We start from the raw sequence: 14,558 nt of genomic DNA, 5'->3' as shown, positions 1-14,558 counted from the left end.
GCCCGCAGCCACGACCGCTGCGGCACACCGGGCGCTCCGACCGTGACCACCGGGACGTCGCGCGCGGCCGGCCTGTTCATCCCTCCAGCCCCAGGCGTCCCACCCGCCCCGGAACGCCGGGACATTCTGATCCGCGCAGGTTATAGCTCGCGCGGATCAGAGTTTCCCGGCATCACGTGATGCGCGGTGCCTATGGTGCGGACGGGGTCAGCCGAAGGCGGCCGCGAAGCCCCGCTCCAGGTCCTCGCGCAGGTCGTCGACGTCCTCGAGCCCGACCGACAGCCGGATCGTGCCCTCGGTGATGCCCGCGGCCCGGCGCGCCTCCTCCGGCAGCCGCCGGTGGGTCGTCGTCGCCGGGTGGGTGGTCAGCGACTTCGTGTCACCCAGGTTGTTGGAGATGTCCACCACCCGCAGCGCGTTCATGAAGGCGAAGGTCTCCTCCTGCCCGGCGTCGAGGGTGAAGGTCACCACGGTCCCGCCGCCGGTCATCTGCCGCCGCGCGAGCTCGGCCTGCGGGTGCGACTCCAGCCAGGATGGTGCACGGCCAGCACCCGCGGGTCGGCCTCGAGCTCCTGCGCGAGGGTGAGCGCGGTGGCCGCCTGCCGCTCGACGCGCAGGGCCATCGTCTCCAGCCCCTTGAGCGTGACCCAGGCGTTGAAGGGCGACATCGCCGGTCCGGTATGCCGCAGCAGCGTCTGGATCGGGCCCGCCACGAGCTCCTCCGGGCCCAGGATCATGCCGCCCATGACCCGGCCCTGACCGTCGATGTGCTTGGTCGTGGAGTAGACGACGATGTCGGCGCCGTGGTCCAGCGGCCGCGAGAAGACCGGCGTGCCGAAGACGTTGTCGACCACGACCGTGGCGCCGGCCGCGTGGGCGAGCTCGCTCACCGCCGCGATGTCCACGAGCTCCTGGGTCGGGTTGCTCGGGGTCTCGAAGAAGACGGCCGCGGCCGGGGTGGCGAGCGCCTCGCGCCAGGCGTCGAGGTCGGTGCCGTCGACGAAGGTGCTCTCGACGCCCCAGCGCCGCAGCACCTCGTCGATGATGACGAAGCAGGAGCCGAAGAGCGCCCGGCTCGCGACGATCCGGTCACCGGCGGCGCACAGCCCGCCGAGCGCGGTGAAGACGGCGGACATCCCCGAGGCGGTGGCCTGCGCCGCCTCGGCGCCGTGCATGACCCGCATCCGCTCCTCGAGCATGGCGACCGTCGGGTTGCCGTAGCGGCTGTAGACGAAGCGCTCGATCTTCTCCTCGAACGCCGCCTGCGCCTCCTGCGCGCTGGAGTAGACGTAGCCCGAGGTCGGGTAGAGCGCCTCGGCCGTCTCGTCGAAGGGGCTGCGCATGAGACCGCCGCGCACCGCGAGCGTGTCCAGCCGCCATCCGTCAGGGGTCTCCATGGGGCACCAATCTAGGGCCTGACACCCGCGGTTCCGGCATCGGCATACCTCCTTGCGGTATGCAGGTCCTTCCGCTATAAGCACGCGTCACGCAGCAACGCGGCAGGTTCCGCACAGATGCGCCGCCTCGACCGCAGATCAGTCGGAGAGCGGGGCGACGCCGCGGCGATCCACCGCGAGCCTGACGGTGTCGCCGACCTGCGGCCCGAGGTCGGCGGAGAGGGCCTCGCAGCGACCCAGCTCCTCGACGTCGACGGTGAGGTGCACAGCGTCGGAGACGGTGGTGGACCGGCGGACCGTGCCGGAGAGCGTGCCGCGCGGGTCGACCCGCAGCGCGCTGCGGCGCAGGGCCACCGGCCCGGACGCCCGGTCGGGTGGGAGGTGCTGGCGCAGGACGGCTGCGGCGGGGCCCTCGAGGAGCTTGTCGTAGCCGATGAAGGCCGCGACCTCGCGGGAGGCCGGCGTGTGCCAGACCTCGGTGGACGCACCTTCCTGGGCGATCCGGCCCTGCAGCATGACGGCCATCCGGTCGGCCACGGAGAAGGCCTCGTCGTGGTCGTGCGTGACGAGGATCGCGGTGGTGCCGGTCGAGACGAGGATCTCCCGCAGGTCCCCGGCGAGCCGGTCCCGCAGCGCCCGGTCCAGGGAGCTGAGCGGCTCGTCGAGCAGGAGCAGCTCGGGGTCGGCGGCGAGCGAGCGGGCGAGCGCGACGCGCTGCTGCTCGCCGCCGGAGAGGGTGGCGGGGCGGCGGTCGGCATACCCGGGCAGCCCGACGAGATCGAGCAGCTCGGCGACCCGGGCGGCCCGCGCGCCGCGCCCGACCCCGCGCAGCCGCAGCGGGTAGCCGATGTTGTCCCCCACGCTGGCCTGGGCGAAGAGCTGCCCGTCCTGGAACATCAGGCGAAGCCACGCTCGTGCGTGGGCACGCCGGACAGGTCGGTGCCGCGCCAGCGGATGGTGCCGGCGAAGGGTTGCTCCAGCCCGGCGACCGCCCGCAGCAGCGTGGACTTGCCGCAGCCCGACGGCCCGAGGACCGCGAGGACGTCACCCCGCGCCACCTGCAGCGACACGTGGTCGACGGCGGTGGCCCCGGGGAAGGTCACGGTGAGATCGGTGAGCTCGAGCATCAGAACGCCCCTACCGAGCCGACCCGCAGCCGCTCGACCACGCCCATGACGACGACGGTCACCAGCGCGAGCAGCACGCTGGCGGCGAGCGCCATCCCGAGGTGGTCGGCGCCGGGCCGGGAGATGAGCTGGTAGATGACGACGGGCACGGTAGGCCGGTCCGGTCGGGCGAGGAAGCTGGTCGCGCCGAACTCCCCCAGCGAGACGGCGAAGGCGAAGCCGGTCGCGGCGAGCAGCGGGCGGGCCAGCACGGGCGCCTCGGCGGTCCACGCCGCTCGCCACGGGCCGGCGCCGAGCGTCGCGGCCGCCTCGCGCTGGCGCGGGTCGACCGAGCGCAGCACCGGGGCCAGGGTCCGCACGACCAACGGCAGCGCCACCATGGCCTGCGCGATCGGCACGAGGACCGGGGAGGTGCGCAGGTCCAGCGGCGGACGGTCCAGGGTGATGAGGAAGCCGAAGCCGACGGTCACCGCGGAGATCCCGAGCGGCAGCATGAAGACCCCGTCCAGGACCGACACGGTGCGCGCCCACCCCGGCCGACGTGGCCGGCGGGAGACGATGACCGCGACGACGAGCCCGAGGATCATCGCGAGCACGGTGGCGTCGACGGCGGTGCGCAGCGAGTTGGCCATCGCCTCGGTCACGCTGACCCGCAGGGCGTTCGTCGCCTCCGGGTCGGTCAGCGCACGGTAGTGGGCCAGGCCCCACCCCTGCCCCACCCGCAGCGACCGGGCGACGAGCGTGCCGACCGGCAGCAGCACGAAGCCGACGACCAGGGCGGTCACCGCCAGGGCCGGTGTGTCGTCGCGCCGGGGGCGGCGCGCGGAGGCCCGGACGTCGACCCGGCGCAGCGCCTGCTCGCGGGTGCTCCGGGCGCGGGCGGCCACGGCGAGCATCGCCACGACGGCGACGAGCTGAAGGACCGACAGGACGGCCGCGCCCTGCAGGTCGAGGAACTGCACGGTCAGCAGGTAGATCTCGGTCTCGATGGTGCCGTAGCGCAACCCGCCGAGGGTGAGCACGACCCCGAAGGCGGTGGAGCAGAAGAGGAAGACGAGGGTGCCGGCCGAGATGACGCCGGGCGCGAGCGCGGGGAGGGTGACGGTGCGCCATACCTGCCAGGGCGTCGCGCCCAGGGTCGCGGCGGACTCCTCGGCGCGCCGGTCCATCCCCTCCCAGAGCCCGCCGACGGTCCGCACCACGACGGCGAGGTTGAAGAAGACGAAGGCGAGCAGGATCGGCACCCACGTGCGTCCAGCCCCAGGCCGCCCAGCGGCCCGCCGTCGGAGAGCAGCGAGCGGAACATCACGCCGACCACGACCGTCGGCAGCACGAACGGCATGACGACCACGGCGCGCAGCAGCGTCCGGCCGGGGAAGCGCAGCCGGTAGAGGACGAAGGCGACCGGGATCCCGAGCAGCAGGGTGACGACGGTGCCGGCCAGCGAGCTGACGAGGGTGAAGGTCAGGACGCGCAGGGTGCGGGCACGACCGAGCACCTCCGGGACCGCGCTGAGGTCGAGCCGGCCCTCCGGCCACAGCCCCCGCGCGAGCATCCCGCCCACCGGCAGCGCGAAGAAGACCGTGAGGAACGCCAGCGGGATCACCGCGGCCAGCCCGAGGGCGATGCCCGGGCCGCTGAGGTATGCCGACGGCCCGCGTCGCGCTCGGGGCGCGGCAGGCTGGTCCACGTCGACTCCCTTCGCCGGTGCTAGCCGGAGCAGGTGCTCTAAGGGTCTGCGGGCCGTGCCGCACTCTCAGCTCGAGGCTCCCCTGTCGGTCGCCCGAAGCCTACAGGGCAGGCCGGGCCCGGGGTGCCCAGGGTCGGGGTCCACCCGGACGATCCGGCGCGCGGGAGGCGACCGGCCGACCTAGGGTGTCGCTGGTGCGCCGCGCGGGACCCGCCGGGCGCCGTCCAGGTCGACCCCTCGTCCCGCCCGCGCCGTAACCGTTAAGGAGGACCACCGGTGCACGTCGTCGTCGTCGCCCACACGCGCCACCCCATCTCCCAACCTTCGCGGGCGGGCTGGAGTCGGTGACGTGGCACCTGGCCCGCGGCCTGGTGGCGCGCGGTCACCGGGTGAGCGTCTTCGCCGACCGGCACAGCGATCCCATCCCCGGCGTGGACTACCTGTGGCCGGACCGGCTCGAGCTGTCCGAGGCGGCCCGGCGGGACGTGTCGATGCCGGAGGAGGGCTGGATGGAGCGTCATCACGCCTATCTCCAGCTCATGCTGCACCTGGCGCGGCGCACCGATGTCGACCTGGTCCACACGCACGCACTGCACCACCTTCCGGCGGCGATGGCGCCGACCCTGGGCGTGCCCACCGTGCTGACGCTGCACACACCGCCCACGCCCTGGCTGGAGTCGGCCATCGCCATCGCCGGCACCGCTCCCCGCCGCGACCGCCTGCACGTCACCGCGGTGAGCCGGTGGACGGCGGCGGCCTGGCGCCACGTCACCCCGGCCCGCGTGGTGCGCAACGGGGTGGACGTGCGGGAGTGGACACCAGGGCCGGGGGGCCCGGGCCTGGTGTGGTCCGGCCGCATCGTCCCGGAGAAGGCGCCGCACCTGGCGGCCCGGATCGCCCGCCGCGCGGGCCTGCCGTTGACCATCGCCGGTCCGGTCAGCGACGAGGACTACGCCCGGGAGATGCTGTGGCCCTGGTGCGGGCGGGACGGCGGGGTGAGCTATGCCGGGCACCTCCCGACGGCCGAGCTGGCCCGCCTCGTCGGCCGCAGCGCGGCCCTGCTCGTGACGCCCGCCTGGGACGAGCCCTTCGGGCTGGTCGCCGCCGAGGCGCTCGCCTGCGGCACCCCCGTGCTGGGCTTCGCCCGGGGCGGGCTGCCCGAGGTGGTCGGACCCGGCGTGGGTCGGCTGGTCCCCCCGGCGGACGACGCGACCCTCGTGGAGCAGGCCGCGGCGCTGGTCCCTGACGTGGTGCGGCTCCCCCGCGCCAGGGCCCGGGCGCACGCGGTCGCCCACCACTCGATGGACCGCATGGTCGAGGACTACCTCGGCGTCTACGACGACGTGCTGGCGGCCGCACCACCCCGCCCCCTGGGTGCGGCGGTCGGCCCGGCGGCCGCGCGGTGATCGGCTACTACCTGCACCACGTCGGGCAGGGACACCGGCGCCGCGGCACGGCGGTGGCGCGGTTGCTGCGGACCGAGGTGGTCGGGCTGGGCTCGGGTGGGCCGCCCGCGGGCTGGCCCGGTGACTGGGTCGAGCTGGAGCGCGACGACCAGCCCCCGGTGGACCCGCGACTCTCGCAGCCGGAGGCCGGGGGTGCCCTGCACTGGGTGCCGCTGCACCATCCCGGTCTGGCCAGGCGTCACCATCAGGTCGCCCGGTGGCTGGACCGCGCCCGTCCCGACCTCGTCGTGGTCGACGTGTCGGTGGAGATCGCCGTGCTCGTGCGGCTGTGCGGCGTGCCGGTCGTGCTGGGCGGTATGCCCGGGGACCGCGAGGACCAGCCGCACCGCCTCGCGCGATCCCTCGCCGAGGCCGTCCTGGCGCCGTGGCCGCCGGGCGCTCACGGGGACGGCGCCGCGAGCGGGCCGGCGCCCAGGACGTGGGAGGTCGGGGGCATCAGCGCCCTCGCGGTCGCCGGTGGCGCGCCCGGTGAGGGCTCGGCGCGGCCAGGGCCCGGGCAGGGCGAGCCGGGTGCGCTCCCCGCCGGGAGCGGGCAGGGTGCCACGGGCGCGGTCGATCCGGGGCGGGGCCCGCTGGGCGCGGTCGATCCGAGACGGGGAGGGGTCCTGGTCGTCTGGGGCTCGGGCGGCGCCGGACCCGGTGAGCACGACCTCGAGGCGGCACGGGCCAGCACCGGCCGGCGCTGGCTGGTCCGGGGCGGTGACCACCCGCCCTCCCCCGACCTCCTCGCGGAGATGCGGGCCGCCGAGGTCGTCGTGTGCCACGCCGGGCAGGGTGCGGTGGCCGATGTCGCGCTGGCGGGGCGCCCCGCCGTCGTCCTCGCCCAACCCCGGCCGCACGGCGAGCAGGAGGAGCACGGCGCGCGCGCTGGAGCGCCGCGGCCTGGCCGCGACCGCCTCCGGGTGGCCGGCTGCCGAGGCCTGGCCCGGTCTGCTCGCCCGCGCGCTGGCGACCGGTGGCGAGGGCTGGTCGACCTGGGGGTCGCAGCAGGGCGCCGCCCGCGCGGCGCACCGCCTCGACGAGGCCGCCGCCCGGTTGCAGGAGCAGCGGTGCTGGCCGTCCTGACCCTCGCCCACGGCCGTCACGACCACCTGCGTGCCCAGGTGGCCGGGCTGGCGGCCGGGGTGCGCCGACCGGACCTGCACGTGGTGGTCGCGATGGACGACCCTGCCGTGGCGCAGGTCGCCCACCGGGCGTGGCGGGCGGCCGGCGACCCTGTCCCGGTGCTGGTGGAGCCGCTCGCGGCCGACCCGCTCGGCCTGCCCCTCGCCGCGGCGCGCAACGCCGCGCCCGGGTGGCCACCGCCGCGGGCGCCGACCGGCTCGTCTTCCTCGACGTCGACTGCATACCCGGCCCCACCACGCTGACCACGTATGCCCGCCACCTCCACCCGAGCCCCTCCCGCCCGTCCCCGGCGGTGCTGGGCGCCGACGTGGCCTACCTGCCGCCCCGGGAGCCCGGGTGCGGCGGCTGGGAACACCAGCTGCACCGGCTCGCCGAGGTCGGCGTGCACCGTCCCGACCGGGTGCGACCGGCACCCGGGGAGACCCGGGCCGAGCCGGACCTCACGAGGTTCTGGTCGCTGAGCTTCGCCCTCACCGCCGCCGACTTCGCCCGCACCGGAGGCTTCTGCCCGCTCTTCGTCGGCTACGGCGGCGAGGACACCGACTTCGCCCAGGTCGTCGGCTCCCTCGGGGGCAGCCTCACCTGGGTGGGGGCGCGACGGCATACCACCAGCACCACCCCACCCAGACGCCGCCGGTCGACCATGTCGAGGCGGTGGTGCGCAACGCCGGCGTCTTCGCCGACCGGTGGGGGTGGTGGCCGATGCTGGGGTGGCTGGAGCAGCTGCGCGAGCGCGGCCTCGCGGCTCCTGACGGCGACGGGCGTTGGCAGGTGACCCGGTGACCATCCGGGTCCGGCAGATCCCGGCCGGGCACGCCTACGTCGCCGCCCTCCTGCCCGTCCGCCCCGACCCCCGCACCGAGCCCGCCGTGGTGCACCTGCCGGACCCGCCGGTGCCCGGCGCACCCCCCGGCGAGTGGTGGCCGCACCCCGCCCTCGACCCGGCCTGGCTGCGGGAGCACGCCAGCGAGCAGGACCTGGTGCACGTCCACTTCGGGCTGGAGGGCCAGGACACCGCCCGGCTCCGGACCTGGCTGGAGATGCTGCGCGAGCAGCGCCTGCCGCTGGTGCACACCGTGCACGACCTGGACCACCCCCAGCTGCGGGACCAGCGGCGGCACCGCGAGCACCTGGAGCTGCTCGTCGAGCACGCCGCCGGGCTGCTCACCCTCACCGAGGGGGCCGCCGAGGTGGTGCAGCGGACCCTGGGGCGACGACCGCTCGTCGTGCCGCACCCGCACGTCGCCCCGCTGCCCCTGGTCGGCCGGCCCCGGCCGGCCCGGTCCGGGCCGCTGACCGTCGGGCTGCACCTGAAGTCGCTGCGCGCCAACCTGGCCCCGCTGCGCTCGCTGCCCGCCCTGGCCGCCGCGGTGCGGGAGGTCGACTCCGTGCTCCCGTCGGCGCCCGGCTCGAGGTGCGCGCCCACCCCGAGGTGCTGGACCCGGACCGGCCCGGTCACGACCCCCGGGTGGCGGGGCTGCTCACCGAGCTGGGTGGGCCGGCCTGGGGGGTCGTCGACGTCAAGGTCGCCCCGCGGCTGCCGGACGACCAGCTCTGGGACTACCTGCGCGGTCTGGACGTGTCCGTGCTGCCCTACGCCTGGGCCACCCACTCCGGCTGGGTCGAGGCCTGCCGCGACCTGGGGACCTGGGTGCTGGCGCCCGAGGTCGGGCACCTGCGCGAGCAGGGGGGCGTGCTGTCGTGGGGGCCGGCGTCCCGGCCGCCGGACCCGGGCCGGCTGGCCCAGCTGCTGCTGCGCGCCGCGGGGTCCCCGCCGCCCCGCGTGGACCGGGAGGAGCGGGTGAGACAGCGGGAGGCAGGTGCCGCACTGCATACTGCGGTGTATGCGGCGGTGCTCTCGGGCCGCCGGGTCGATGCGGAGACGGAGGGCGTGCTGTGAGCGATGAGGGCCGACGCCGGCACTACGGCGTCTTCTACGGGATCGACCCCCTGCCCGACGAGGGACTGCCCCTGCTGGCGGTCCACGGCAACTGCCAGGCGGAGGCGCTGCGCGTGGCGGTGGGCACCTCGGGCCGGGTCAGCGGGGTCCGGCTGCCCCCGGTGCACGAGCTGGTGGAGTCCGACCTGCCGCACCTGTGGCGCCTCCTCGAGCGGCTCGACGTGCTGGTGGCCCAGCCGGTCGGCGCGGACTACCACGGTATGCCGCTGGGCACCGCACAGGTGGCCACGCGGCTGCCGGAGGGGGCTCGGGTGGTCCGGGTCGCCAACTACTTCTCCGAGGCGCTCTACCCCGAGCAGGTGCTGGTCCGGCACGAGGACGAGGAGGTGGTCGACCCGCCGGTCGTGCCCTACCACGACGTGCGCAGGCTGGGTCTGGCCGCCGGCTGGAGCGGCCCGGCCACGCTCCCCGCCGAGGCGGTGCGGCAGGTCGCGGCGGACTCCGGCGCCGAGCTCCGCCGGCGCGAGCAGGCGGAGGGCACGCTGCCGGTGAGCGACCTGGTCGCCGAGGCCGGGGCACGGGCCGGGTGGACGGTCGACCACCCCGGCAACGAGGTGCTCCTCGGGCTGGCCCAGCGCGTCGTGGACGACATCGGAGGAGACACACCCCGCGCCCGGGTCTCGGACCCGGGCCGGGTGCTGCTGTCCTCGGTGCGCACCCCGCTGCGTGCCGAGGTGCTGCAGGCGCTGGGGCTGCCGGGTGAGCCGCGCGAGCACTGGCTGGTGGACGGCGAGGAGGTCACGGACGAGGAGGTGGCGCAGGCGCACCTGGAGTTCTACGCCCGGCATCCGCGCGTCGTCGAGGTCGGCCTGGCCAAGAAGGGTGCCCGCCTCGCGGCGCTGGGATGGCGCCCCTGACCCTGGCCCACCTCGTGCCCGGCCCGGCCGAGCACGGCGTGGTGCGGCACGGGGTGACGCTGCACCCGCACCTGGGCGATGCCGAGCTGCTGCGGCCCGGCACGCTGGAGGACCTGCCCGAGGGTGCGCTGGCCGGCAGGACGGTGCTGGCCCAGGTGACCGACCGGCTGCTGGCGAGGCAGCCCGCCGGGGCTCTCCCCGCGTGGCGCCGTGCCTGCGCCGGCGCGGCACGGGTCACGGTCGTGCTGCACGACCTGCCGCAGGCCAGCGACGGGCGGTGGCGCGCCGACCGGGTGCGGCTCTATGCCGCGCTCGCCGCCGGGACCGACGCGGTCGTCGTGGCCAGCGAGCACGAGCGGCTGCTGCTGCGCGCCGCCGTCCGGCACGCCCGGGGCGGCCTGGTGGCCGGCGCCGTGGACCGCCGCACCCACGTGGTCCCGCTGCCGGTCGACCCGCTGCCGGGCGCGGTCACGTCGGACCGCCCTCCAGTAGAGCCGCGGGCAGGCGGGCCGCGCAGCGTGGTGACCCTGGGCTACCTCTATCCGGGCAAGGGCCTGGAGCAGGTGATCGACGCGACGGCGGCCGCGGCGCGGGAGCCGGCGCTCCGGCACGTGCCGGTGGTCGGACGCAACCTGGGGCGGGCATCCCGCGGCCACGAGGACCTTCCCGACCTGCTGGCGGACCGCGCCCGGCGGGCGGGGGTGTCCTGGTCGACGACCGGGTGGGTGGCGGACGAGGCGCTGCCCGGCCTGCTGGCCGCGGCGACGGTGCCGGTGGCCGGGCACCAGCACGTGTCCGCCTCCGGGTCCATCGCCACCTGGCTGGCGGCGGGCAGGCGACCCCTGGTGCTCCGCTCGCGCTACACCAGCGAGCTGGCGCACCGGCTGCCGGGCGCGGTGCAGCTCGTCGAGCCGGGAGGGCTGGCGCGGGCGGTGACCACGGCGCTGCTCGACCCCGACCTCACCTGGCTGGGCGAGGGGGTCACCCTGGGTCCGTCCTCGCCGGAGGCGGCGCGGGCGGTGCGGGAGGTGGCCGACCGTCCCGCGTGCACGGTGGTCGTCCCCTACTACCGCGACCAGCCGATGCTCGATCTCGTCCTGGCCCGGCTGGACGCCCAGCGCGGGGTCCTCGGGGGGCTGGAGGTGGTGGTCGCCGACGACGGCTCCCCCACCGAGCCGGTCATCGGCCCGATGCGGCTGCCGGTCACCGTCGTCCGGCAGCCGGACCTCGGCTTCCGCCTGGCCGCCGCACGCAACCTCGGTGCCTCCCGGGCGCAGGGCCGGGTAATCGTCTTCCTCGACGGCGACACCGCGCCGGAGGACGACTACGTGGCGACGCTGCAGCGCGCCTGCCTGGAGGGCCCGACCCTCGCGGTGGGGCGTCGGCGGCACGCCCGGCTCGGCGGCGCCGGGACGGACCAGGACTGGCCGCCGTCGGCGTGCCTGACCGAGCCCGGGTGGCTGCGTGAGGGGTATGCCGCGACCCGCGACCTCCGGGATGCCGACGACACCTCGTTCCGCTACGTGATCGGGGCGGTCAGCGCGATCTCCCGGGACGTCTTCGAGGCGGTGGGCGGCTACGACGAGACGCTGACCGGCTATGGCGGGGAGGACTGGGACCTGGCCTGGCGGGCCTGGCTCGCCGGGGCGCGGCTGCGCCACGAGCCGGCTGCCCTCGCCTGGCACGACGGTCCCGACCTGGCGGGGCGACACGAGGGCGACGCCGCGGGGCTCGCGCGGCTGAAGAACGCCGAGACCGCCGCGCTGGCCGAGCGCATACCCCACCCGCTCGTCCGTGGTCGTGGGTGGCACCACACCCAGCCCGACGTCGTCGCCGTCCTGGGACCGGGGTGCGCCTCGTGGTCCCCCGGCCAGCTCGTCGTCGTCGTGGAGGCGCTGCTGCGGCTGGGCGACCTCGGGGTCTGGGTGCCGCACCCGGCCCCGGTGCCGCCGGACCCCCGGGTGCACCGAGGGGACCCACCCGGACGGGTGCTCGCCCGCTGCCGCGCCGTGGTGGAGGTGACCCGCCCCGAGGCGGTGCTGCGGCTGCCCTGGCCGCCCGGTCCGGCGCACCTCACGCTCGGCGCGGCCTCCGGGGCGGATCTCGACGACGCCGGGGACAGCCGGGACAGCGGGGTGCGGGTGCGCTCGACCCGGCGCGAGGGTGAGGCCCGGTGGGAGGGGGCACCGGCGCCCACCCTCGGCCTCCCCGGCCGCTGGGTGGAGCCGGTGCCCGCCGACGTGGTCGTCGAGCACTGGCGGCAGCGGCACCCCTGAGTGTGGCGGGCTCGGGGCGACCGGTGCCGGGGGCGGGCTCGGGGCCGTGCCGGCGCCGGGGGCCGTGCCGGTGAGCAGCGGCCCGCACGGTCAGGCGCGGCCGGGCGCCGTCCCACGCAGCCGCTGCAGGAGCTCGCGCAGCACCTGCACGGTCTCGTGGTGGTCGGCGACGGGCCGGGCCTGGACCCCGAGCCGCAGCACGGGGTAGTCGTTGCCCAGCGGGTCCAGCCGGTCGCCGACGAAGAGCACCTCGCGAGGGTCGGCGCCGACCTCGCGGGCGAAGCGACCGACGCCGTAGGCCTTGTCGACCCCACGCTCGGTGAGGTCGACCGAGGTCGACCCCCCAACGCGGACCTCGAGGTCGGGCAGCCGCTGCGCCAGGTGACGGGCGAGTAGGCCGCGGCGGGCGCGTCGGGGTCCCACGCCTGCTTGTCGGCGATGGCGGCCTGCTGCCCCAGCGCCGAGAAGGTCACCTGCGACCCCCTGTCCTCGATGCGTGCCCCTGTCACGCGGTCCTCGGGCTCCCACAACCCGAGCTCGCGCGCCGTCTCCTCCACGATGTGCATGGCCCGACGCCGCCGGGCGGGGTCCAGCTCACGGCTCTCGACCAGGGCCCAGTCCGCCGTCCCGGCGGCGCGACGGTAGTACCTCGTCCCACAGGTCGGCATGAGGTGCAGACCGCCCCAGCCGGTGGCCGGGGTCGGCAGCCGGGCCAGCAGCTGGTCGCGGAACTGCTCGAAGCTGCCGCCGGAGATCACGCAGACCGGCACCACCGCGGTCAGCTCGCTGAGCGCGGTGGCGGTGGCCTCGGGGACGGGCGACTTGGAGGGGGCGAGGGTGTCGTCGAGGTCGAAGGCCACGGCCCGTACGGCCGGCGACCCCGAGCCGCTCACCCGGTGGCGATGTCGGCCCACTCCCGCAGCCAGGTCTCTCGCTCGGCCTCGATCTGCCCGGGGGCGACCACGATCGGGTCCTCGGCGACCTGCGCCCACTGGGCCCACAGCTCGGGCAGCTCGACCTCGTCGTCGACGGGGAAGACATACATCGCGTCGGGGATGGCCGCCTGCACCGCCGGGCTGACCAGCCAGTCGACGACCGCCTGCGCACCCTCGGGGTTGTCCGTGCCGGCGAGGACACCGGCATACTCCACCTGGCGGAAGCAGGTGTCGAGCAGTGCCCGGGTGGTCGGCTCGACGCCACCCTCGGGGATGGTGAAGGGTGGGCTCGAGGCATACGACAGCACGATCGGGCGGTCGCCGTCGCCGCCGCCGGCGGTGAAGTCGACCGTGTAGGCGTCGGTCCAGCCGCTCGTGACCTTGGTCCCGTTGGCCATGAGGTCGCTCCAGTAGCCCTGCCACTCCCCCGGGCCGAACTCGCCGATCGTCGCCAGCAGGAAGGCCATGCCCGGGCTGGAGGTGCTCGCGCCCGGGGTGACGAAGAGGTCCTCGTACTGCTCCTCGGTCAGGTCGGTCAGCGTCTCCGGCGGCTCGATGCCCTCGTTCGCGAACCACGCGGTGTCGATGTTGACGCAGACGTCGCCGTAGTCGACGGGGGTGAGGTATGCCTCGCCCCCCTCGGTGAGGTCGTGCTCGGTGGCGGACTCCGGCAGCGCGTCGGGGCGGTATGCCTCCAGCGCCTCGGCGGCGACGACCCGGCTGGCGAAGGTGGTGTCGATGCCGAAGACGACGTCGGCGGTGGGGTTGCCGGCGGTCAGCACGACCTGGTTGGCCATCTGCCCGGCGTCGCCGGCGAGCTGGATCTCCAGGTCGTAGCCGGTGTCGGTCTCGAAGGCGGAGACCAGGTCGTCCGGCAGCGTGAACGAGTCGTGGGCGGTGAGCACCACGGTGCCGGTGTCGGCCGGGGTGGGCGCCGCAGCGGTCTCGTCCCCGGCGTCGGCGGTGTCGTCGCTGCCGGTCGGGCCCGGGTCGGCCGCCTCAGTGCTCCCGGTGGGCTCGTCCTCCCCGCCCCCGCCGCCGGTGAGCGTGCAGGAGGCCAGGGTCACGGTGGTGGCCGCAAGGACCAGGGTGGAGGTGATCCGTCGGGTGCGTGTGCGTGTCGTGGACGTGGTCATGGCGATGCTCCTCATCGACTTCCTTCGCCGGTGCTAGCCGGTGCAGGTTCGAGGGTCTGCGGCGGGTGCCGCACTCTCAGCGCTCGGGCGCTCCCCTGTCGTGGTCGTCGCCGACAGTATCACCGTCGTCCCGGTCGTCGCCGTCCCTGCCTTCCCCGGTGTCCCCCTGCTCCCCGCCGTCCCCGTGCTCCTCGTCGCGCTCCGGAGGCCCGAGGACCACGTCCATACCCCTCAGCGTGCCCCGGGCACTGCCGAGCAAAACGGCCAGGGCGGCGACGGCGAGCAGGATCCACAGGAGGAGGACGGCCCAGCCCGGCAGCTCGAACGGCATGGCTCGGCGGTCTACCTCTCCGGTGGGGACGCTGGGTCGGGGGCGAAAAAGCCCCCCGGCAACACTGCCAGGGTATGAAAGCGCTCAGACCATAGCAAGAAAGCCGCGAGAGGCGAGTTCACCCCACAGGGTGAGTCCGGTCGTCGTGTGGCAGTATTCCCTGAGTTCCGCAGCTGATGGTCGCGGTATGGACACAGAAGTAGGGTTTGACCTGGGGAAACGCGTGCGTGAGCGGTGACACGGCGTGTCACTAGTGGG

The 14,558-nt window shown here is 75.6% G+C and carries 9 protein-coding genes and 3 pseudogenes; 6 read left to right on the top strand and 6 right to left on the bottom strand.

The window, feature by feature from the left end:
• Positions 1-207: 207 nt before the first annotated feature.
• The 3 pseudogenes from BJF80_RS03500 to BJF80_RS03490 all read right to left on the bottom strand — a co-directional run bounded on the left by BJF80_RS03500 (position 208) and on the right by BJF80_RS03490 (position 4,214).
• Positions 208-1,397 (bottom strand): annotated as a pseudogene (locus BJF80_RS03500) (O-succinylhomoserine sulfhydrylase).
• 138 nt (positions 1,398-1,535) lie between these two features.
• A pseudogene (locus BJF80_RS03495) lies at positions 1,536-2,524 on the bottom strand (ABC transporter ATP-binding protein).
• Positions 2,524-4,214: pseudogene (locus BJF80_RS03490) on the bottom strand (ABC transporter permease). Before BJF80_RS03490 ends, BJF80_RS03495 begins: the two co-directional pseudogenes overlap by 1 nt.
• Before the next feature lie 344 nt (positions 4,215-4,558).
• Between BJF80_RS03490 and BJF80_RS03485 the strand changes: the two are divergent.
• The 6 genes from BJF80_RS03485 (at position 4,559) to BJF80_RS03460 (ending at position 11,898) form a co-directional block, all read left to right on the top strand.
• A complete protein-coding gene (locus BJF80_RS03485; protein WP_237767406.1) occupies positions 4,559-5,620 on the top strand; it encodes a glycosyltransferase in 1,062 nt (353 codons plus the stop codon).
• Positions 5,617-7,047 carry a glycosyltransferase gene (locus BJF80_RS19170; protein WP_202817132.1) on the top strand — a complete coding sequence of 477 codons (1,431 nt, stop codon included), beginning with the start codon at positions 5,617-5,619 and terminating at the stop codon, positions 7,045-7,047. The genes BJF80_RS03485 and BJF80_RS19170 overlap by 4 nt, the downstream gene beginning before the upstream one ends.
• Entirely contained in the window at positions 6,975-7,580 is a 606-nt protein-coding gene (locus BJF80_RS03475) for a galactosyltransferase-related protein (RefSeq protein ID WP_202817131.1), read from the top strand. The genes BJF80_RS19170 and BJF80_RS03475 overlap by 73 nt, the downstream gene beginning before the upstream one ends.
• A 4-nt stretch (positions 7,581-7,584) precedes the next feature.
• Positions 7,585-8,610 carry a glycosyltransferase gene (locus tag BJF80_RS03470; RefSeq protein ID WP_158068461.1) on the top strand — a complete coding sequence of 342 codons (1,026 nt, stop codon included), beginning with the start codon at positions 7,585-7,587 and terminating at the stop codon, positions 8,608-8,610.
• Positions 8,611-8,701: 91 nt separating this feature from the next.
• Positions 8,702-9,622 carry a WcbI family polysaccharide biosynthesis putative acetyltransferase gene (locus BJF80_RS03465; protein ID WP_075811363.1) on the top strand — a complete coding sequence of 307 codons (921 nt, stop codon included), beginning with the start codon at positions 8,702-8,704 and terminating at the stop codon, positions 9,620-9,622.
• A complete protein-coding gene (locus BJF80_RS03460) occupies positions 9,610-11,898 on the top strand; it encodes a glycosyltransferase (RefSeq protein ID WP_075811361.1) in 2,289 nt (762 codons plus the stop codon). Before BJF80_RS03465 ends, BJF80_RS03460 begins: the two co-directional genes overlap by 13 nt.
• 90 nt (positions 11,899-11,988) lie before the next feature.
• Here BJF80_RS03460 and BJF80_RS19635 read toward each other — a convergent pair whose 3' ends face one another.
• The 3 genes from BJF80_RS19635 to BJF80_RS18690 form a co-directional block, all read right to left on the bottom strand.
• On the bottom strand, positions 11,989-12,321 hold the full coding sequence (locus BJF80_RS19635; protein WP_237767405.1) for an HAD family hydrolase: 333 nt from the start codon (positions 12,319-12,321) through the stop codon (positions 11,989-11,991).
• 466 nt (positions 12,322-12,787) lie between these two features.
• Complete coding sequence (locus BJF80_RS03450; RefSeq protein WP_143553954.1) at positions 12,788-13,969, bottom strand: thiamine ABC transporter substrate-binding protein; 1,182 nt, start codon at positions 13,967-13,969, stop codon at positions 12,788-12,790.
• Between the two features lie 76 nt (positions 13,970-14,045).
• Positions 14,046-14,300: a hypothetical protein gene (locus BJF80_RS18690; protein ID WP_158068460.1), complete on the bottom strand. Its 255-nt coding sequence runs from the start codon at positions 14,298-14,300 to the stop codon at positions 14,046-14,048.
• Positions 14,301-14,558 lie beyond the last annotated feature (258 nt).

Origin of the sequence: Serinicoccus sp. CUA-874, assembly GCF_001942225.1 — a bacterium.
GTDB lineage: Bacteria > Actinomycetota > Actinomycetes > Actinomycetales > Dermatophilaceae > Ornithinicoccus > Ornithinicoccus marinus.
The sequence above is the reverse complement of the archived record's forward strand: the minus strand, read 5'-3'. Positions and strand labels throughout refer to the sequence as shown.

Bases quoted from the DNA above. Each gene is read 5' to 3' on its own strand.
- BJF80_RS03460 (WP_075811361.1), top strand. From the start codon at position 9,610: ATGGCGCCCCTGACCCTGGCCCACCTCGTGCCCGGCCCGGCCGAGCAC.
- BJF80_RS03450 (WP_143553954.1), bottom strand. From the start codon at position 13,969: ATGACCACGTCCACGACACGCACACGCACCCGACGGATCACCTCCACC.
- BJF80_RS18690 (WP_158068460.1), bottom strand. From the start codon at position 14,300: ATGCCGTTCGAGCTGCCGGGCTGGGCCGTCCTCCTCCTGTGGATCCTG.